The organism is Acinetobacter sp. SH20PTE14 (genome assembly GCF_021391555.1).
Taxonomy (GTDB): Bacteria; Pseudomonadota; Gammaproteobacteria; order Pseudomonadales; family Moraxellaceae; genus Acinetobacter; species Acinetobacter amyesii.
Window position 1 is genome coordinate 2,469,619 of the sequence record NZ_CP090067.1, and the last position, 21,174, is coordinate 2,490,792.

Sequence of the window (21,174 nt, forward strand, 5' to 3'; positions counted from 1 at the left end):
AGCTTATCATTTTGATGTAAAAACCCTAGAAATATCTAAAAATCTTCGTTTTTTTGATTTAGACAATAAAAAAGCCGCGAGGTTGCGGCTTTTTATAAAAATACTGAACTTATTTGAAATAAGCACCTTCAGTATTACTGTGATCCGTTTGGTCAACAACACGCATTAACTCAGGTACATGCTGCTTCAATGTTGTTTCAACACCTTGTTTCAAGGTTAAATCGATTGAAGAACAACCTTGACAACCACCACCGAATTTAAGCACTGCAGTTAAACCATGTTCTGCATCTTCAACCACTTCTACCAGTGCACAGTTACCACCATGACCTGCAAGGCCAGGGTTAATTTCTGACTGTAGAACATAAGTGATACGCTCTTCTACAGAGGCATCTGGACCCACACGTGGCACTTTTGAGTTTGGTGCACGGAATGTTAACTGACCACCAAAACGGTCTTTGTTATAGTCAATCACCGCATCCAAAAGATATGGAATAGACGGTGTGTCAATAAATGCAGGGAAATCTGGATAGTCTTGTTTATAGTCTGTAGGCACAACTTCTTCTGGTGCACTGTAAGCCATACAACATTCAGCACGTGGCGTACCCGGATTTTCCACAAAAACACGTACACCAATGCCCGGTGTATTTTGTTTATCCAAAAGATCTTTCAAATACTCTTGGGCATTTGGAGTGATCAATAGGTTTGGAATTTCTTCAGCAACTGCTGTGCTGTTGTTCTCAGTCGACATTACAATATTTCCTCAAGCTGAAGTCGCTATTTTAACTTAAGATGCGGGGCATTAGAAAAAAATCAACTAAAATTGTCGGATTTATTCTGAAAGTTCACGCTTTAGGCAGATTTAATGGCATTATTGAGCATAAATTTTAACAAGTAGAATAGTCATATATGTTGGGTCTACCCTTTAACCACACCGTGACCATTATCCTGATTACGGTGGTGATTTCACTGATTGCATTTTCAAATCAGAAAGTGATGAATCGATTGTTATTTTGGCCACCGGCCCTCAGTCGTGGCGAGTATGACCGATTTATTAGCCATGGCTTTATTCATGCAGATGGCGCGCACCTATTGTTCAACATGATTACCTTATTTTTCTTTGGTAGCGTGATTGAAAGTTTTTATCGCCAATATTTCTTCGACATGGGCTTTGTATTGTTTTATTTAGGCGGTTTGATCGCTGCGATTATTCCGAGTTATTTAAAACATAAGCATGATACCCATTGGGCAAGTTTAGGGGCTTCTGGGGCAGTATCTGCAGTACTCTTTGCTTATATCTTGTTTGAACCGTGGAAACTGATTTTTGTATTCTTTATTCCTGTTCCTGCGATTATTTTTGCCGTGCTGTATGTGGCTTATAGTATTTGGTCAGGTAAACGTGGCAACAGCAATATTAACCACAGCGCACACCTTTGGGGCGCAGCATATGGTGTAATCATGACGATTATTCTTGAACCGAAGCTCATTCCACATTTCTTAAGTCAGTTACTAAATGTTCCTTTCTAACGTTAAGTCTAAAAAATCAGTCTGATTTAACCAGTAAAATGACAGCCTAAACCGTTTCAGTTTAGGCTTTTTTATTGTGCTTCGTTAAACCGAAATGTCCTTTAATTTTTTCTTTAGCCAATTTCCCACATTTACAGCACCGTACTTTGAATATCGAGCTATACAATTTCACAGCAGATTGAAACGCTATCTACCCTTGCCCTGATTTAAACTGAAATGACACAGAATAAAAAGGGAAAATTCCAATGAAAATAGTCCTGATGTTCTCAAGTTTGCTGTTGACCTGCGTGTTGAGTGCTTGTGCCGTTCACACTCGTGAAGGCAGTATCGTGGTCGACCCAGATCGTAATCACTATCCTTATAATTACCCAGATCGCCATGGCGACTTTTGCCCGCCCGGACAGGCTAAAAAAGGCCGTTGTTGATTTTCCGTTGCTGATTTCATACCCTCTTCTTTTAAGCCTTCAAAACGAAGGCTTTTTCAATTCCGACAATAAAAATTGACGCTGTATATTCTACGAAAGTTCACAAAAGCACATGACAAATCATATAAATCTGGCACTTTATGCCACCCTATTTTTTAATTTGGCATAGATAATGTATACATCTGTATATTAATGACAAAATTAGCTGAGATATTTTGCATGTCGAGTTCAACTGAAGGTCTTCAATTTCCCATTTCGGCTTCAAACCAAAAGCCGAGTACATCTAAAACTGGTCGTGAAATTATTGCTGAAGCCTTAGCTGCAGTTGACCCTCACTCTTCTGTACGTGCAAAACAAGAAAAAAACTGGCGTAAAAAATATCCTGAATATTTTAAAGCCTTGGTTGAACAAGGGATTCAATCATCTGAAGCTGCGATCAACATTGCAGAGCAAGGTTTAAATAAAGCGCATCACGTCTTTGAGTTTTATCGTGATCAAGAAAAGCATACGCTCAAAGATGCCGTGGCTTTAACTGCGCATCCGTTGCATACCGTGAAATTAAAAGGTGAAAGTGACGCAGCGCCTGAGTGGTATGTGCCCTATCATGGCCAAAAACTGCAAGGTGAGGCTTTACTGGCTCAGATTCAAAAATGGCAAGATGCTGGCATCATTGAAGCCAGTCATGCCGATGCATTACGTGAAGCCATTGCACACCCAGAATGGTTCGATTTGTCAGATCGGACTATGGTGCTTTTTGGTGCTGCTTCCGAAGCTGGCCCTCTGACGTGGTTAGCAAAATGGAAAGCCAATATTGTGGCAATCGACCTCAATAATGAACGTGTTTGGGATCGAATCTTAAGCACGGTTCAGGCCGGTAATGCCACTTTATATGCACCAAGTCTCGACGCTGTGCATGAAGACACACCCATTCAAGAACTAAAACACAAATTGGGCGCCAATTTACTGACACACATTCCTGAGATTGCACAGTGGCTTGCACAAAGTGAACATCAGCTTGATCTGGCTGCAATTGCTTATTTAGATGGTGAAAAGCATGTTCGTGTTGCAATGGCAATGGACAGCATCATGGCCTATGTCAGCCAACAAAAAGCTGACACCAGCTTGATGTTTATGTGTACTCCAACCGATGTCTATGCGGTGCCAGAAGAGATTGTTACGGCAGCGCAAGCCAAATTCCAAAACCGTGCTTCTGCACAAAAGCTTTTGACGCAAAGCATTGCCAAAGTCACAGGTCAGCATTTCTTTAAGCAAAATAATGAGCAAACCACCACAGCAGACAATGGAAAATCCTATGGTATCGCTGACTGTTTGGTGGTGGAACAAGGTCCAAACTACGCACTCGCAAAACGTATCCAACAATGGCGCGCAACTGTCGCACGTCAAAATGGTCAGCGGGTTAGTATCAATATTGCGCCATCCACCACGACTCGCTCAGTGACGAAGAATCCATTATTAAAAGCCGCATTTAATGGTGCGAGTTTATTTGATGTTGAATCCTTTCAACCTGAAACCACCAATGCACTCATGGCGGCTTTATGGATTCATGACTTGAGAAATCCTCACTCAGTTGCAAACCCTGAAACAGCGCTAGACCATCCTTTAGAACTCATGATGCATGGTGCCAACCATGGTGGCTTATGGCGTGTAGCTTATTTGGCACGTACCGCCTTACCTTTTGCAGCGCTGTATGGTTTTGCTGAAGAGAAATTGCCCGTGAAAAAAGTATTGGGACTGTTTAAAAAAGCGTAACTGCATTGGTTCAAATAAGTGTTGAACTTTTCAAAGCTTCAACTTGTTAGTTTGACTATTCCATTTCAGCTCTCAGCCATCCCATTCAAATCGGTGATGTCTAAGATACAGCCATAAAAAAACGCTGCCGAAGCAGCGTTTTTTTATATCTGGAATTTGAGTTGCTTAGAACACTTTCAAGAATAACCAGTACAAGCAGCCTGATAGACAGATCGTTGCAGGTAAAGTGAAGACCCAAGCCGATAGAATGGTTTTCACTGTTGCAAAGTTCAGACCCGATTTATTCGCGACCATAGTACCTGCAACCGCAGAGTTAAGTACGTGTGTAGTCGATACTGGCATACCAAAACCATCCGCAGCAGCAATCGTTGACATAGCAACAAGCTCGGCAGACATACCCTGACCATAGGTCATGTGGTTTTTACCAATACGTTCACCTACAGTCACGACAATACGTTTCCAACCCACCATGGTTCCAAGACCCAGTGCCAATGCAACAGCGACTTTCACCCATGTTGGAATGTACTGTAAGAACGAGTCTAAGTGACTACGATATTCCTTCACAGTCTTTTGTTCAGCTTCTGCCATTGCTGGTAGTTGCTCAGCTTTATCTAGACGTTTAAAAGCAGTAGTACTTAAGTACATGTCATTACGAATCGAAGATACTTCTTGTTCAGGAATATCTTTTAAGTCGCCATACTGTGCAACACGCTCACCTAAATGATCGGTCAAACTTGCTAAAGCTGGCACAACTTCTGGGCTGACTTCTTTGGTTTGAATGTATTTGGTGAGTACATCACGCGCTTGTGCATCAGGAATATCCTTATGCTCTGCGTAGATCGCAGTCGCAGTTTGAGCAGATAACTGATGGAAAGATTGAATATGTTGATTATCTAAGTTCTTATTCAATGAATAAGCCAATGGCACACATCCGATCAAAATCAGCATGATCAGCCCCATACCTTTTTGACCATCATTTGAACCGTGCGCAAAACTTACACCTGTACAGGTAAAGATCAAAATTGCACGAATCAGTGGTGGTGGCGGCTTATTGCCTTCTGGTGGCTGAAACAATTCTAGCTGTTTGCGGAAAATACGCTTCACCAACAAGAAAACGAGAGCTGCAAATGCAAAACCAATCAGTGGAGAGAACAATAACGCCTTACCGACTTTAAGCACCTGCTCCATATCTACACCGCTCGCACCACCGCCTGCATTTAACAGGTAGTTCATGATGCCAACGCCAAGAATAGAACCAATCAAAGTATGCGAACTAGACGCTGGGATGCCTAAGAACCAAGTCCCTAAATTCCACAAAATCGCTGCGATCAACATAGCGAAAACCATGGCAAAGCCAGCACCTGAACCGACATTCATAATCAATTCAACAGGTAACAAGGCAATAATGCCGTAAGCGACTGCACCACTGGCAACCATTACGCCTAGGAAGTTACAGAAACCCGCCCACATTACCGCAACCGGTGCTGACAAGGCGTTGGTATAAATCACTGTTGCTACTGCATTTGCAGTGTCATGGAAACCATTTACAAATTCAAAGCCAAGTGCGATGAATAAGGCTGTGCCCAATAAAATCATTGAATAAAGACTTAAAGGCGGAACATGCGCTAAATCGGCAGTCACCTGAAAACCAATATAAATCAACGTTGAAATAATCACCGTTAAAAATACCGGCATAAAGAATTTCGGTGTAGGCACATGAACATTCGTGGACTTTTGAGGAGTCGACGTGTGCGCTGAATCTACGGGAGTTTGTTTAGAATTCATGCAGGCAGGAATAGAGGATTTTAAAATCCCCATATTGTTCAATTTAATTATGACAATTATATGACAAAGCGGTGTCATATAAAGCAATTTTTCATGCTTTATTTGTTTTTTTTAAGCGTTAAACACCGACTTCCATACTCTACTTTCATAAAGTAAATCAGTTATTTAATCTGCGTATTTAAACTTTATTTTCTTTAAAACCCAATGTTTCAACTTATATTTCATCTGTCATGTTTTTTTGTCATATTGCATAGCCCTGCTGGATGTTTTTTAATCTTGCCTGAGCAATATGACAAATTCATGAAGCTTTCCATACATTTATATGAAATTGGAATATGAAATTAGCAAGTTGCAATATTGCTCATTAATTCAACAAGCTAATAATTGCGCGCTGTGAAGATGATTGAATATCAATAAAACTGCAATGAATTCTGTTAATATATTTGCCGATTTTATATTCCATCGGATTGGGGTTATTTATGTCCACGCTTGCCACCCTAAAAGAGCTGCTCGCTCAACGGATTCTGATTATCGACGGTGCAATGGGCACCATGATTCAGCGTCATAAACTCGAAGAAGCTGACTACCGTGGTGAGCGTTTTGCAGATTGGGCATCTGACCTCAAAGGCAATAATGACCTATTGGTGTTGACTCAGCCGCAAATCATTCAAGGCATTCATGAAGCCTATCTCGATGCTGGTGCAGACATTATTGAAACCAACAGCTTTAACGGCACAAAAGTTTCAATGTCTGACTACCACATGGAAGATTTGGTATCAGAGATCAACCGTGAAGCAGCGCGTATTGCCAAAGCAGCTTGTGAAAAATACTCAACGCCTGAAAAACCGCGTTTTGTAGCAGGTGTGCTTGGGCCAACTTCACGTACTTGCTCAATCTCGCCAAATGTAAATGACCCAGCATTTCGTAACATTACTTTTGATGAGTTAAAAGAAAACTATATTCAAGCTGCGCATGCCCTGATTGAAGGCGGTGCGGATATTCTACTCATTGAAACTGTATTCGATACCTTAAACTGTAAAGCTGCCATTTTTGCAGTGAAAGAAGTCTTCAACCAAATTGGCTACGAATTGCCATTGATGATTTCTGGCACGATTACCGATGCCTCTGGCCGAACTTTAACTGGCCAAACTGCTGAAGCGTTCTGGAACTCTGTGCGTCATGGTGATTTATTGTCGATTGGCTTTAACTGTGCCCTAGGTGCAGATGCCATGCGTCCGCATGTAAAAACCATTGCTGACGTTGCCGATACTTTTGTTTCGGCGCATCCGAACGCTGGCTTACCAAATGCCTTCGGCGGTTATGATGAAACCCCTGAACAAACCGCTGCCTTTATTAAAGAATTTGCAGAAAGTGGCTTGATTAACATCACTGGCGGCTGCTGCGGTACAACGCCGGATCACATCCGTGCTATTGCCAATGCCGTAAAAGACATTGCGCCGCGCCAAGTACCAGAAACCAAACCCGCTTGCCGTTTAAGCGGTTTAGAGCCGTTCAACATTACAGAAGATTCGCTGTTTGTAAACGTCGGTGAACGTACCAACGTGACAGGTTCTAAAAAATTCCTACGTTTAATCCGTGAAGAAAACTTTGCCGAAGCTTTAGAAGTTGCACAGCAGCAAGTTGAAGCTGGCGCGCAAATCATCGACATCAACATGGATGAAGGCATGCTCGATTCAGAAGGTGCGATGGTGCACTTCCTGAATCTTGTAGCCTCTGAGCCTGAAATTTCACGTGTGCCGATCATGATTGACTCATCAAAATGGGACATCATTGAGGCAGGCTTAAAGTGTGTACAAGGTAAAGCGGTTGTAAACTCGATCTCCCTCAAAGAAGGCTATGACGAGTTTGTGCATAAAGCGCGTTTGTGCCGTCAGTATGGCGCTGCCGTGATTGTGATGGCCTTTGACGAAAATGGTCAGGCCGATACAGCTGCACGTAAAAAAGAAATCTGTAAACGCTCTTATGATGTATTGGTGAATGAAGTGGGCTTCCCTGCTGAAGACATCATTTTTGACCCGAACGTGTTTGCAGTGGCAACAGGTATCGAAGAACACAACAACTATGCTGTGGACTTTATTGAAGCAACAGGCTGGATCAAGCAAAACTTACCACATGCGATGATTTCAGGCGGTGTGTCTAACGTATCGTTCTCCTTCCGTGGTAACGAACCAGTCCGTGAAGCGATTCACTCTGTGTTCTTGTACCATGCCATCAAGCAAGGCATGACCATGGGTATTGTCAACGCTGGTCAAATGGCGATTTATGATGATATTGATGCGGAATTGAAAGCTGCGGTTGAAGATGTGATCTTGAACCAAAACCAAGGTGAAAGTCAGCATGACGCGACTGAGAAGTTGCTTGAAGTTGCTGAGAAATACCGTGGTCAAGGCGCTGCGCAAAAACAAGTTGAAAACTTGGAATGGCGTGAACTTCCAGTTGAAAAACGTCTGGAACACGCTTTGGTTAAAGGCATCACAACGTTCATCGATGAAGATACTGAAGAAGCACGTCTGAAAGCTAAACGTCCTTTAGATGTCATTGAAGGTCCGCTGATGGACGGCATGAATGTGGTAGGTGATTTGTTCGGTTCAGGCAAAATGTTCCTGCCGCAAGTCGTGAAATCTGCACGTGTCATGAAACAGGCTGTAGCTTGGCTGAATCCGTTCATTGAAGCGGAAAAAACAGCTGGCCAATCTAAGGGTAAAGTCCTAATGGCAACGGTGAAGGGCGACGTGCACGACATCGGTAAAAATATCGTGGGCGTGGTGTTGGGCTGTAACGGCTATGACATCATCGACCTTGGCGTGATGGTGCCTTGCGAGAAGATTCTGCAAACTGCCATTGATGAGAAAGTCGACATTATTGGTCTATCTGGCCTGATTACGCCGTCACTGGATGAAATGGTTTTTGTTGCGAAAGAAATGCAGCGCAAAGGCTTTAATGTTCCATTGATGATTGGCGGTGCAACCACTTCTAAAGCGCATACGGCAGTGAAAATTGATCCACAATATTCAAATGATGCGGTGATTTATGTTGCCGATGCATCGCGTGCGGTGGGTGTAGCAACAACTTTACTTTCTAAAGAAATGAAGCCTAAATTTGTTGAAGACACACGTGCTGAATATGAAAAAGTCCGTGAGCGTATTGCCAATAAACAGCCAAAAGCGGCCAAACTGACATATGCTGAATCTGTAGAAAATGGCTTAAAAATTGACTTTGCTGCCAATGCGCCTGTGAAGCCAAACTTTATTGGTACGCAAACGCTGACCAATTATCCATTGGAAACATTAGTTGAGTACTTTGACTGGACACCGTTCTTCATTTCTTGGAGTTTGGCAGGTAAATTCCCTGCTATCTTAACGGATGAAGTTGTAGGTGAAGCAGCAACTGACTTGTATGAACAAGCACAGACCATGCTAAAAGACATCATCGACAACAAACGTTTTGATGCTCGTGCTGTGTTTGGTATTTACCCTGCTAACCGTTCTGCAGCGGATTCGGTTGAAGTGTATAGCGAAGATGGTCAATCGGTTACGCATACCTTCCATCACATTCGTCAACAGTCTGATAAAGTGACAGGTAAACCAAACTTGTCATTAGCGGACTTTATTGCGCCTAAAGGTGTCGCAGAAGACTACTTGGGCGGTTTCACGGTATCCATCTTTGGTGCGGAAGAAATGGCAAATGAGTACAAAGCTAAAGGCGATGACTACTCTGCAATTCTTGCGCAATCTTTAGGTGACCGTTTTGCGGAAGCGTTTGCGGAGCATTTGCATGAGCGCATCCGTAAAGAGTTCTGGGGTAACCAAGCGTCTGAAACCTTAAGCAATGAAGAATTGATTAAAGAGAAGTATGTGGGCATCCGTCCTGCACCGGGCTACCCTGCTTGTCCTGAGCATTCTGAAAAAGCGCCATTGTTTGACTGGCTCGGTTCCACTGACAAGATTGGCACGCAATTGACCACCAGCTTTGCAATGTGGCCGCCTTCATCTGTCAGCGGTTTCTACTATGCAAACCCTGAAAGCCAATACTTTAACGTGGGTAAAATCGCAGGCGATCAGCTAGAAGATTATGCGAAGCGTAAAGGCTGGACGCTGGATGAAGCGAAACGCTGGTTAGCGCCGAATTTGGATGATTCAGTTCAATAATTTGCATTAATAAAAGCCCTCGCTGTGAGGGCTTTTATTTTTTAATCCCCCTAAATCCCCCTTTTACAAAGGGGGACTTTCGCGTATCAAATGTCTTACGTGACAGCTCCTCCCTGAACAAGTTTTAAAGCACTGCTTTAAAACGAAGTGCAAGAAAGGGAGGTTTGGAGGGATTAAATTTTAAGAAACTCAGTGACTTTGTCTAAAATTCACACTAAACTAACAAAAATATACAAATTAAAAAGCCAATGGATCAGAATCAAAAAAAGGAACAATTTAGCAAAGCATTTGTCTGTGCTATTTCTGCACAGTCTGGATTAAATACTGGAACATTCGAAGTTGATGATGACAGCGTTGCATATCTATTAAAGGTAAACGTTTCACTGGTATCTTTCGAAATCCACAAATTGATGTTCAACTAAAATGTACTGCTAGTGATCAAGGAAATGAAGAGTTTCTTAAATTTCCTTTGCCTTTAAAAAACTATAACGATTTACGTGACACTAATATCGTCAATCCTAGATATCTATTCGTATTAATTGTTCCAGATAATTGTAATGATTGGCTAATTCATCAAAATAACCAGACTATACTTCAGCACTGTTGCTATTATTATTCGCTCTATGACCAACCAATCGTTAATAATACAACTAGCGTGACTGTATCTATTCCCCGATCGCAGAAGCTCAACACCAAAAGCATGATAGAATTACTTGAATATGCAAGTAATGGAATGTCTTTAGAGAATAGGAGCTAGAAATGAAAATACATAATGATTTTAGCTCTTTAAATATTACTTTCCTAACCTCATATTTAGAATGTAAACAATGGATTTTGTCATCATCAAAAGAAAATCAATATAGTATTTGGCATAGACCCGAAGATGATTTTTATGATTTTGAAGTCGTCCAACCCCTAAATACTCACATAGCAAGTTATAGTCAACGCATTTATGAATTATTGAATATTTTATCTCAGTTTGAAAAAAGAGATATAAATACTATTTTTAATGATATTAATAACTTCAACTACGATATTTTAAAGATTAGAATTGTAGGAACAGAAGTTAATGCAGGTCATATTAATTTAAATGATGGTGTTTTGCTATTTGAAAAAGTTAAAAAATATGATCTTCTCAATTATTCACTCAACCGTATCTAAAAAAGGTTTTTACAAAAATCTTAGCTCTATCCCATCAAGCCTTCAAACTTATTGCCAATCGTTGAAATTTGGTCAAACCGAGCATGGTAGTTACATAGTCAATGTCCTAGCACCACATAATGATATTAGCGATATAAATAATCCTATACAACAAGATATAACAAGCACAGTGAGTGAAAATATTAACTACACTTTGATAGCTCTATCTAAAGCCATCGAATGCTATAAAGGAAAAAATTTAACCAAATATTTCCTAGAATCTATTAATTCAGGTGTAAGTGCTAATTTATGTGATTCCATAATTGGAATGTCTGTAAAAAATGAAAGTTATGATGTCGAGATAACAATTAGTTCAAAGATACTTCATCAATCATTAAAACATGAGTTCAAATCTGAAAATATAAAATATTTAAAAATTGCAACAGAATATCTTAAAGGACACACTGTCATTGAAAACTATTCTGTAGTGGGTAAGGTCATTACATTAAACAAGCAACCTGATGAGGAATCAGGATCTGTTACAATCAAATTCGAATATGACAAACACACCAAAAATATTAAACTTCTACTTCCTGATGCTGATTATTTAGAAGCTGTAAAGGCTCATGCAAATAAGAGTACTGTCTCTATCAATGGGGATCTAGTCATAGACAGCAAAAAAACTAATCTCATAAATTTTGGCAAATTAAATATAACAAATCAAACTCAATTGTTACTACAATAATAAATATGAAATACCCCCTTTTTTTTTAATAAAGATTTAGGGAGCTTCCTTCAAACAATACTGATAAACCATTTCCACCACTTCATCAATTCTCCCCATCACCTGCCCATTATCAAATCTCAGCACCTTTAGCCCAAGCTGGGTCAAAGCTTCTTCCCTCACCCGATCCGATTCTAACCCATCATCCATATAGTGCTGACTACCATCGCACTCAATGACTAAATTTGCAGCAGGACAGTAAAAATCAACAATGAAATTTAATAAAGGTTTCTGCCGATAAAACTGTAAACTTAAGATTTGCTTATTTCGAAGCCGTGACCATAACAGCTTTTCGGCATCGGTCATGTTAATGCGCAAATCACGAGAGGCTTGTTTTAAATTCTTATTATAAGGTTTCATTTTTATTCTACTTTTTTTAATATCTTAATCCCTCCTAGCCTCCCTTTAAAAAGGGAGGGACTGTCACGTAATTCAATTGCTTCGCGAAAGTCCCCCTTTGAAAAAGGGGGATTTAGGGGGGTTCTTTATCACAGCAATGATAAATGGCTTCCACCACATCATCAATCTGCCCCATCACTAGCCCATTCCTACATCAAAGCCCTCACCCCTTACGAAGCAGTGTTTCTCATCCCATAGGGATGAGATAAATCAATCATGCTAATACAGCAAACTGCACCTGATTCCGCCCATTTTCTTTCGATTTATATAGAGCCTGATCCGCCAAACGCGTCACTTCATCCATTCTCATACCTTCTTGCGCAGTCGCAATACCAAAACTCGCCGTCACTTTCAAAACACTTTGATCTGGCAGAGTAATCTCCAATGCTTCAATAGCCTGACGGCAGCGTTCCGCAATTTCTAAAGCCTTTGACAAGTCCTGATCAGCAAGTACCAAGGAAAATTCCTCCCCGCCAAAACGACCAACCTTATCTTGCTCACGGACTGCATGTCTGAGCACATGGGCAACTTGGCGCAATACCAAGTCGCCCGCTTCATGCCCATAACTATCATTAATTTTTTTAAAGTGATCTAAATCCAAAAGAATCATCGAATATTTTTGGAATTTTTTTTGATGTCTTTTATTCATAAATTCAGATAAATAACGACGGTTGTATACTCCCGTTAAACCATCAATTCGGCTCAAAATTTCAATTTTCTGATCTCGATTACGCCACTGACCCAGCAATAATTCAAAAAATAATGCCGAAGTAATTAATATCGGTGAGTAAAGGATCAACATACTTTTAAGCCAAAAACTATTGGTGTACAAATCACTTTGATTCAGCCGATCACTAAATAAAGGCGCATAAGCCAATGTACCAATGGCGGTGAAATAACACATCGCCCCAAAAACCAAAGTCACAATCACCATAATGCTATAAATGACTTTGGGTTTATAAAATACAAAACCAATCAGCAAAATATTCAAAATTCCGCCCATAGATGCAGGGCTATAAAGGCCAACACTTTTGGCTGAATACAGCAGCAGTAGCCCAAAAAATAGCGGAATAAACCAGCCCATAAAATGACGGAACTTCGCATTTCCCTTAAATGCTAAAGCAAGTAAAAGTACAAAGGCGGTTAAAAAAATCTGACACCATGTGGTAAAAATACGCTCATCATGATAGCTCTGACTAAACCAAATTTGGTTTGCAGACTCGTAATTCACCACATACCAACCCAAATGCCCAAGCAAGATCAGCAGCGCAAATACAAGTAAAAGTATGCCCTTATTAAAATCTGGCCAGTAAATGAATACATCGTCTGTCTCAAATAAATGAAATTTCAAAGACTTAAAATTTTCACTTATTTTATTTTTTATTCTTAGCATTTTGCCCATATATATTTATAAATCAAAAAATTAAATGGTTTTCACAACTGACATCCTTTTATTCAGAGTTAAGGATTCTTTTTCTTTATAGCACCATTAGCAATGTTGATCTGCAAAACTTTAGGCCTCTTTTTAACAAATTATTTAAGCCCCTTTTAACGTTGCAATTTTTTCCTATCTAAAATGAGTAATCTTCATTTTTTAGAATGTCATTCAATATAAAAACTCAACCTTTAATCAAAAAATTGCTTTTTTACACTTTTATGTCAGCAAACATTATGTTTTTCGATAATAATAAACTTTTTACATTCTCCCCTATAAATACAGATTGGTACATCCATGAAAAAACTCATGAACGGTGCAGAAAACATCGTAATTGAAATGTGCAAAGGCTTTGTTCTTGCGCATTCTGAACTCGCATTTAACGAGTCGCACAAAATCATTTCACGCAAAGAAAAACACAACAACGTGGCATTGATCAGTGGCGGTGGTAGCGGTCACGAACCTGCCCATGCAGGTTTTGTCGGTACAGGCATGCTCGATGCTGCCGTATGTGGTGATGTGTTTGCATCTCCATCGCAAATTCAGGTCTATAAAGCCTTACAGCAAGTTGCGACTGACAAAGGCGTGCTGATGATCATCAAAAACTATTCTGGCGATATGATGAATTTCCAGAATGGCGCAGCCCTTGCAACTGAAGACGGCATTAAAGTTGACTATGTAAAAGTGGCAGATGACATTGCGGTTAAAGACAGCCTATATACAGTCGGTCGTCGTGGTGTTGCAGGTACAGTGTTTGTACATAAGATTGCAGGTGCAGCAGCATCAAAAGGTTTAGAACTTGCAGACGTAAAAGCGATTGCTCAAAAAGCTGCGGACAATGTCATTAGCCTTGGTTTTGCCTACAGCTCATGCACCGTACCTGCCAAAGGTACACCAACCTTCTCTTTAGCTGAAGATGAAATGGAGTACGGTGTTGGTATTCACGGTGAACCCGGCATCCGTCGTGAAAAAATCTTGCCATCCAAAAAAATGGCACAGCGCATCGTGGATGACCTGTTCCTTGACCGCCCAGACATGAAAGAAGTTGCAGTCTTGGTCAATGGCTTTGGTAGCACACCGCTGCAAGAGTTGTATGTCTTTAACCATGATGTATGCGAACACCTTGCACGTAAAGGCATCAAAATTTACCGCACATTTGTCGGCAACTATATGACCAGTATCGACATGAATGGTGCATCTGTGTCCTTGCTTGCTGTCGATGATGAATTGAAAACCTACCTCGATGCAGCAGCCAATACCCCTGCATTTAAAATGGATGGTTCAGCAGCACAGCCTTTAACTTTTGTATCCAAAGATGCTTCAGCCGAAGCTGTAGTAAACACCCAAGTTGAAACACAGCCTGAACATGCGGTGATTAGCAATGAGCAATTCACCATCGAAAACATGCGCTATGTGGTGGATGTGATGTCTGCCTGTATCATTAGAAATGAAGTGCCATTCTGTGAGCTGGACGCGCATGCTGGTGACGGCGACTTCGGTATGAGCGTGGCGAAAGGCTTTAAGCAATTAAAACGTGAATGGCAAAGTCTGATTCAAGCGCAGCAGATGGATGAATTCATGCTGAACTGCTCAATGAGCATTATGGAACATTGTGGTGGCGCGTCTGGCCCAATCTGGGGTTCAGCATTCCGTGCGGCAGCGAAATCAATTCAAGGCAAATCAGTTTTAACTGTCGCTGATTTCGCAGAGATGCTGCAAGCAGCAGTCAAAGGCATTCAAACTACAGGTGAGCGTTCATTTGGACGCGGCGCAGTGGTGGGTGATAAAACCCTGATTGATGCACTTGTACCATGCGCAGATTCTTGGTCTGCCCATACCGATAAATCCTTTAAAGAAAACTTTGTACTTGGTGCAAAAGCGGCGGTTCAAGGCGCTGAAAATACCAAAGAGATCGTAGCGCGTATGGGACGTGCGGGAACTGTAGGCGACCGTAGTCTTGGCTATCCAGATGCTGGCGCACATGGTTTAGGTGTAATCTTTACGGATATTGCAGAACATATTAAATAACTGAGCATCTTTAAAAATTGCCAGACCACATCAAAAGCATCGATTCGTCGGTGCTTTTTTATGACTATTTTAAAGAACTTTTTTCATCAAATATCTCATGCATACAATACCGTTAGCATGAAATCCATTTTCAGATAATGCTTAAAAATTAACACAATTGAGCTGCTTTATCGCCTAGCGCTTTGCTAATTTAATACATATAACGATAAAAAAGGATGAGACATGGATTTCACTCAAATTTTCATCCATGACACCACATGGACTTTTGCTGCCGAAGTGATTTTGCGTAGCGTCATTATGTTCGTTTTAATCATCGTATTCTTACGCCTAACGGGCAAACGCGGGGTGCGACAGTTATCCATCTTTGAAGTTGCGATACTCCTTGCTTTGGGTTCTATTGCAGGCGACCCAATGTTTGATGAGGAACTCCCCCTCTTACAAGCGCTCATTGTGATGACGGTAGTGATTGGTTTATACCGCGTAATCACTTGGCTAATGATGAAATACCAGCCCTTTGAAGATTTAATTGAAGGTAAAGCCCTCTACATTGTGGAAGATGGTGAATTGGTTTTAGAAAAGATTAAACAAGGTAAAATGTCACATGATGAATTCTTCTCTGAAATGCGTCAGCAAAATGTGGAGCATCTTGGACAAGTTCGAGTTGGTTTATTAGAAAGTGATGGAAAATTTAGTATTTTGTTTTATCCACCTGAACAAGTGCGTTATGGACTGCCACTATTTCCGAAACCCTATAAAGCGGTTCGAGATATCAAAATGCATCAGCTGTATGCCTGTACGCACTGTGGCAAAACCATGTACATTCACGGTGCTCAGGATACCTGCCCGCGCTGCGGATGTTGTGACTGGGCTGAAGCGATTAATACACAGCGTTTAGCTTAAGCATTCAAGGCTAAAACTTTAAAATTCTGTGCCGCTTCAATTAAATACGTCATCAAAATACAGTCAGATCCAACGACCATCACCACAGACCCACCCTTGAATGTTTTATTCGCCATCTAAAAGTGCAGCAGCAGAGATTTCACTGGTTAATATCTGGGCATTATTTCAGTTCAGGTAAGACATCCAGCTTTCATCTTTTGAAGACCACAAGATGCTCAGACAGACTCCCAAAAATGTATCATTCGTCAATTTTCAGTTTCATTCTCGCACTAACATCTATCAATCAGATAAAAATACAAAATAATGAATTGCCCTGAATTAACTCAGAAATGGCGCTATTTGTTTTTCATTATTTAAACAGATTCAAAAAACATAGTTTTTCACTTAATAATCATTCATTTAATTTTGTCATTGCAAATCATCATTGCACTATTTTAGTGCATTATTATCATATTCAAGCAAGTCTTTGCTTTATATCGAGTCTTCTACATTTTTTAGTTTTTTTAATCAAAATTTCCCTCTCTCACTCCTCTTTTCGAAATTATTCCGCTCGATATACTGAACTTCTTTTCGTGAACTAGCGCACTAAACTGGAACACCTTATGCAAAATATAGATCTCCTCTTTCTCCTTCTTGGTGCAGTCTTGGTTCTTGCCATGCATGCTGGCTTTGCATTTTTAGAATTAGGTACAGTACGACATAAAAATCAGGTCAATGCGCTGAGTAAAATTTTGACTGACTTTTCTATTTCCGCAATTGCATACTTTTTTGTGGGTTATTACATCTCTTATGGTCAGCACTTTTTTCATATTGGGGACACTTTAGCAGCCGATCATGGCTACAACTTAATGCGTTGTTTCTTCCTGCTAACTTTTGCCGCAGCCATTCCAGCGATTATTTCAGGTGGTATTGCTGAACGTGCAAAAATGCGGACTCAAGCGATTGCCACATTATTATTGGTCGCTTTGGTCTATCCATTCTTTGAAGGCATGGCATGGAATGGTAATTTTGGGCTACAAGTATGGTTAGAACGCACATTTGGCGCAGCATTTCATGATTTTGCAGGTTCGGTCGTGGTACATGCCATGGGCGGTTGGATCGCTTTGGCTGCGGTGCTTTTACTTGGCGCACGTCATGGACGCTATAAAAAAGACGGTCGTATCAGCGCTCACCCCCCTTCAAGTATTCCATTCCTTGCCTTAGGTTCTTGGATTTTAATCGTCGGCTGGTTTGGCTTTAACGTGATGAGTGCTCAACGCCTTGATGCGATTTCAGGATTAGTCGCGATTAACTCTCTCATGGCGATGGTCGGTGGCACATTGGCGGCAAACTTCATGGGTAAAAATGACCCGGGCTTCCTTCACAACGGCCCATTAGCAGGTTTAGTCGCTATTTGTGCAGGTTCTGACGTGGTTCACCCTGTAGGCGCATTAATCATTGGAGCAATTGCTGGAGTTATTTTTGTAAAATTATTCACTTACACGCAGAACAAACTCAAAGTCGATGATGTACTTGGCGTATGGCCACTACATGGTGTATGTGGTGCTTTCGGTGGTATTGCAGTGGGTGTATTTGGACAAAAATGGTTGGGCGGTTTAGGCGGTATTTCAATGATCTCTCAATGTATCGGCACGCTACTCGCGATCGTGATTGCATTGGCAGGTGGATTCATCGTTTATGGTCTACTCAAAGTAACGATGGGCATTCGCCTAGATCAAGAAGAAGAATTCCGTGGTGCAGACTTAAGTATTCACCGTATTTCAGCCAACTCGGATGAAAACATGTTCTAAACAACACAATCTAAAGCGGCATTTATGCCGCTTTTTTTTACCCTGGACTTCGCTTAAAGCTTGAGTTTAAATCACCTTATTTTAGAAAATCTAAGACCTGATCCAAATGCTGAATTTTATTCGGAATGCTGTGCTGTTGTTCTGCACTTAAAGTATGAAAGCCTTCAAGCAATACGGCAGACATCCCTGCTTGGCTCGCACCATAAATATCATTGACAGGATGATCACCAATAAATAAACACTCGGTTTCCGTCACGCCCAACTCACGACAACTGTACTGAAATATTTCAACTTTGGGCTTACTGATGCGTGCACTTTCCGAGCTGATGATCTGATCAAAATACGATGCAAAACCCAGTCCATTTAAAATATTCAGGCGTGTGGCATGTCCACCATTCGACACCACCGCCAATTTATACTGCTGTTGTTTTAGTTGCTGCAGCAAGGTCAATGCTCCTGGCATCGCCACAGCAAACTGACCAAAGTGCTGAAACCAAAATTGTGTGAGTTCATCAAAATCAGGGCGTTGTATCCAATCCAGCTCCGTTTGTAGAGCATAAGCGACAGATGCCCCAATACTCGGATGTGTAAGGAGTTCTTTTTTCGGATATCCCCCATTATCTATACGGTTAATAATACGTTTAATCTGTACAAGGTCTACCTCCGCCAACGTCGACTGATAAGACTCGGCTAAATACTGCGTATAGGCCTGAACGCTGTGATCTCGGTGAGTCAAGGTATTATCTAAATCAAAAAGGACTGCACGTATGCTCATAAATCTTCATTACTGAGTTTTCAAAAACTTTAACACAATGCCCGTTTTGCTTTATGCACCTTCTTCACTATCGATATCAATACAGTTCAAATAGCCGATTAAGTCTGATTTAAGTTTTGTGGTTTCAAATAGCAGCATTCAAACAAAATAATTTCGGCACATCACACGACTTATGCTCTCGAACCGTACCTTTTTATTGCGACAAACCCTGCTGCTCACACTCAGTTTGGTTGGCCTCCTTTATGTTTTTCCCGTCGGTGGTTCGCTCGACCAAGCTTTTATTCAGCCTTGGGTCGACCTACATGGTAGTTTTCCTCATCGTAATGATTGGGCACTTGCTGTGCTGAACCATCGTTATATCAAGAATATCGTCATAGGCGTTTATGTCCTGTATATCGCAGCATGGATATGCAGTTTTAAATATCCGCATCTGAAAGCACGTAAGTTTGAATTCGGTTATTTTATCGTAGTGGCTCTACTCAGCACGGCAATCATTGGGTTGCTCAAATCACAATCTGCGCATGCCTGCCCTTGGAATATGACTGTCGCCACAGCCCAAGGCTTTTCTTGGGATTTTTCAGCACGCCAAGGACACTGCTTCCCGGGTGGCCATGCTGCGACTGGTTTTGCCCTAATCACCGGATATTTTGTTTATCGAATACATCGACCTGCCCGTGCCTATTTCTTTTTATGTGCAGGGCTGATTTTAGGCTTTGCTTTTGGCTGGGCGCAAATGATGCGGGGTGCGCATTTTCTGAGTCATAACCTTTGGACCGTATGGATCATTTGGGCATTTAATTGTGTCATGTATGTGCTGTTTTCTCGCCATTTCACTGCATCGACTACGCAGCAAAACAGCAAACCTTTTACATGGATCTAATTAAGTCCCTGAATTGAGCTTGATCTGAAAATGATTGAGTCACTCATGATTCACTAAATGGGATCTGTAAACTCACTTTCAGACCACCCAATGTTTCACTTTTAGAAAACTCCAATTCCGCACCGATATGTTTTGCGGCTTTATCCACGATTGCCAGCCCTAAACCACTTCCAATTTCTTCATGATTATAAATTCGATAAAAGCGTTTTCGAATTTGCTCATATAAAGCTGGGTCGATGCCAGGCCCACTATCTTCAACCTGTACAACCGCCTGCCCCGCATGTTCAAAGACGGAGACATTAATCATGCCCTGTGCAGGGGTATATTTAATGGCATTATCAATCAAATTAAAAATGATTGAATGTACCGTTGGCTCAAGACTATATAAGGCAATGCTTTGTTGTTGCTCCATGCCAAGGTCAATATCTTTTTGCATCGCCAAATGTACCAGTTGCTCCACGCAATTGGTTGCGACTTGCTTAAGATCAAAATGTTGTTTGCGCTCAAGTTCAAAGACCGAGGCGTCTTGTTTTGCCAAACTCAATAATTGACTGACCAAATGCTGAATACGAATTAAACCTTTACTCAAATTTTGTAGAGCGTCATCTTGTGGAAATTTTTGTAGCAAAATCTGCATTTGCAAATTCAGTGCGGTAATCGGGGTCCGTAACTCATGCGCTGCGTCAGCAATAAACTGGCGCTGTTCCTGCTGCGACAACGAAATTCGTTCAAACAACTGGTTCATTTCAATAATGGTTGGTGCAATTTCCTCTGGATACGGCATTTGAGAGATTGGAGAAAGTTCAAAGGCATCCCTTTTTGCCAGTTCTTTTTTAAATTTTTCCAGTGGGTTTAAGCTGCGTTGAATCAACCATCCCAAAGCGATTAATGCAAAAGGTATAAAAACCAAATAGGGAATAAACATACTACTGGCCAATTCTGCTGCAAGATGCTGCCGAACCGACTCTTGCTGACTGACCTGAATTTGCCGATCTGTGAGTGGCAAAATATAGGTATGCCACTCATCCTGTTGGGTACTGTGGGTATAAAAACCGGCTTTGGGCTGAGGCGCGACCAATAATTTTAATTGATGGGTTTGATGTGCATTGGATTGATAGGTCCACACATCAACAAATAAATCCTCTTCGTGATAATGCTTATGTTGATCAAATTCACTGCGAATGGGCTGCGGATCATGCTCTGCAACACGTTCCGCCAAATTTTGCATTTGCGCATCTAAAATTTCATTAATTTCTTCAAGCGCAATTCGATATGCTGAAAACACCAAAAGACAGCCCAAAAGCATACTGAAAACAGACACATAAATAATTAGTCTCTTTTTCAGAGAATAAGGCTGGTGCATGGTTGAT

General features: G+C 41.1%; 18 protein-coding genes. 12 read left to right on the forward strand and 6 right to left on the reverse strand.

Features of this window, described 5'->3' with window-relative positions; genetic code table 11:
* Positions 1-109: 109 nt before the first annotated feature.
* Positions 110-748, reverse strand: a complete 639-nt coding sequence (gene nfuA / locus LXF01_RS12170) for a Fe-S biogenesis protein NfuA (RefSeq protein ID WP_078189947.1) — start codon at positions 746-748, stop codon at positions 110-112.
* 158 nt (positions 749-906) lie between these two features.
* Between nfuA and LXF01_RS12175 the strand changes: the two genes are divergently transcribed.
* The 3 genes from LXF01_RS12175 (at position 907) to LXF01_RS12185 (ending at position 3,719) form a co-directional block, all read left to right on the forward strand.
* Entirely contained in the window at positions 907-1,524 is a 618-nt protein-coding gene (locus LXF01_RS12175; RefSeq protein WP_111884441.1) for a rhomboid family intramembrane serine protease, read from the forward strand.
* Positions 1,525-1,769: 245 nt separating this feature from the next.
* On the forward strand, positions 1,770-1,949 hold the full coding sequence (locus LXF01_RS12180) for a hypothetical protein (RefSeq protein ID WP_180005268.1): 180 nt from the start codon (positions 1,770-1,772) through the stop codon (positions 1,947-1,949).
* Positions 1,950-2,168: 219 nt separating this feature from the next.
* Positions 2,169-3,719 carry a hypothetical protein gene (locus LXF01_RS12185; RefSeq protein ID WP_233944433.1) on the forward strand — a complete coding sequence of 517 codons (1,551 nt, stop codon included), beginning with the start codon at positions 2,169-2,171 and terminating at the stop codon, positions 3,717-3,719.
* Between the two features lie 165 nt (positions 3,720-3,884).
* On the opposite strand, the gene LXF01_RS12190 is transcribed toward LXF01_RS12185, so the two are convergent.
* Entirely contained in the window at positions 3,885-5,504 is a 1,620-nt protein-coding gene (locus LXF01_RS12190; RefSeq protein WP_180035527.1) for an inorganic phosphate transporter, read from the reverse strand.
* Positions 5,505-5,983: 479 nt separating this feature from the next.
* Between LXF01_RS12190 and metH the strand changes: the two genes are divergently transcribed.
* From metH to LXF01_RS12210, 5 genes are all read left to right on the forward strand, one after another.
* Positions 5,984-9,673 (forward strand): methionine synthase, encoded by a 3,690-nt coding sequence (metH, locus tag LXF01_RS12195; RefSeq protein ID WP_233944434.1) that lies wholly within the window; start codon positions 5,984-5,986, stop codon positions 9,671-9,673.
* Between the two features lie 248 nt (positions 9,674-9,921).
* Complete coding sequence (locus LXF01_RS12200) at positions 9,922-10,095, forward strand: hypothetical protein (protein ID WP_233944435.1); 174 nt, start codon at positions 9,922-9,924, stop codon at positions 10,093-10,095.
* A complete protein-coding gene (locus LXF01_RS17605) occupies positions 10,080-10,430 on the forward strand; it encodes a DUF4365 domain-containing protein (RefSeq protein ID WP_442781372.1) in 351 nt (116 codons plus the stop codon). Before LXF01_RS12200 ends, LXF01_RS17605 begins: the two co-directional genes overlap by 16 nt.
* A 2-nt stretch (positions 10,431-10,432) precedes the next feature.
* Complete coding sequence (locus tag LXF01_RS12205; protein ID WP_233944436.1) at positions 10,433-10,834, forward strand: hypothetical protein; 402 nt, start codon at positions 10,433-10,435, stop codon at positions 10,832-10,834.
* Positions 10,782-11,558 carry a hypothetical protein gene (locus LXF01_RS12210; protein ID WP_233944437.1) on the forward strand — a complete coding sequence of 259 codons (777 nt, stop codon included), beginning with the start codon at positions 10,782-10,784 and terminating at the stop codon, positions 11,556-11,558. The genes LXF01_RS12205 and LXF01_RS12210 overlap by 53 nt, the downstream gene beginning before the upstream one ends.
* A 36-nt stretch (positions 11,559-11,594) precedes the next feature.
* Here the strand turns inward: LXF01_RS12210 and LXF01_RS12215 are convergent, their stop codons facing one another.
* Together LXF01_RS12215 and LXF01_RS12220 are read right to left on the reverse strand one after the other, a co-directional pair.
* Positions 11,595-11,957, reverse strand: coding sequence for an endonuclease domain-containing protein (locus LXF01_RS12215; RefSeq protein WP_233944438.1), 363 nt, complete (start codon positions 11,955-11,957; stop codon positions 11,595-11,597).
* Positions 11,958-12,210: 253 nt separating this feature from the next.
* Positions 12,211-13,347, reverse strand: a complete 1,137-nt coding sequence (locus LXF01_RS12220; RefSeq protein ID WP_233944439.1) for a GGDEF domain-containing protein — start codon at positions 13,345-13,347, stop codon at positions 12,211-12,213.
* A 381-nt stretch (positions 13,348-13,728) separates the two neighbouring features.
* On the opposite strand from LXF01_RS12220, the gene dhaK reads away from it, so the two are divergent.
* The 3 genes from dhaK (at position 13,729) to LXF01_RS12235 (ending at position 18,149) form a co-directional block, all read left to right on the forward strand.
* Positions 13,729-15,459: a dihydroxyacetone kinase subunit DhaK gene (dhaK, locus tag LXF01_RS12225; protein ID WP_233944440.1), complete on the forward strand. Its 1,731-nt coding sequence runs from the start codon at positions 13,729-13,731 to the stop codon at positions 15,457-15,459.
* Positions 15,460-15,681: 222 nt separating this feature from the next.
* On the forward strand, positions 15,682-16,359 hold the full coding sequence (locus tag LXF01_RS12230; RefSeq protein WP_233944441.1) for a DUF421 domain-containing protein: 678 nt from the start codon (positions 15,682-15,684) through the stop codon (positions 16,357-16,359).
* Between the two features lie 602 nt (positions 16,360-16,961).
* Positions 16,962-18,149, forward strand: coding sequence for an ammonium transporter (locus tag LXF01_RS12235; protein WP_233944442.1), 1,188 nt, complete (start codon positions 16,962-16,964; stop codon positions 18,147-18,149).
* A 76-nt stretch (positions 18,150-18,225) separates the two neighbouring features.
* On the opposite strand, the gene LXF01_RS12240 is transcribed toward LXF01_RS12235, so the two are convergent.
* Positions 18,226-18,924 (reverse strand): HAD family hydrolase, encoded by a 699-nt coding sequence (locus tag LXF01_RS12240; RefSeq protein ID WP_233944443.1) that lies wholly within the window; start codon positions 18,922-18,924, stop codon positions 18,226-18,228.
* 172 nt (positions 18,925-19,096) lie between these two features.
* Between LXF01_RS12240 and LXF01_RS12245 the strand changes: the two genes are divergently transcribed.
* Positions 19,097-19,804 (forward strand): phosphatase PAP2 family protein, encoded by a 708-nt coding sequence (locus LXF01_RS12245; RefSeq protein WP_233944444.1) that lies wholly within the window; start codon positions 19,097-19,099, stop codon positions 19,802-19,804.
* 43 nt (positions 19,805-19,847) lie between these two features.
* Here the strand turns inward: LXF01_RS12245 and LXF01_RS12250 are convergent, their stop codons facing one another.
* Positions 19,848-21,167: an ATP-binding protein gene (locus tag LXF01_RS12250; RefSeq protein ID WP_233944445.1), complete on the reverse strand. Its 1,320-nt coding sequence runs from the start codon at positions 21,165-21,167 to the stop codon at positions 19,848-19,850.
* Between the last annotated feature and the right edge of the window lie 7 nt (positions 21,168-21,174).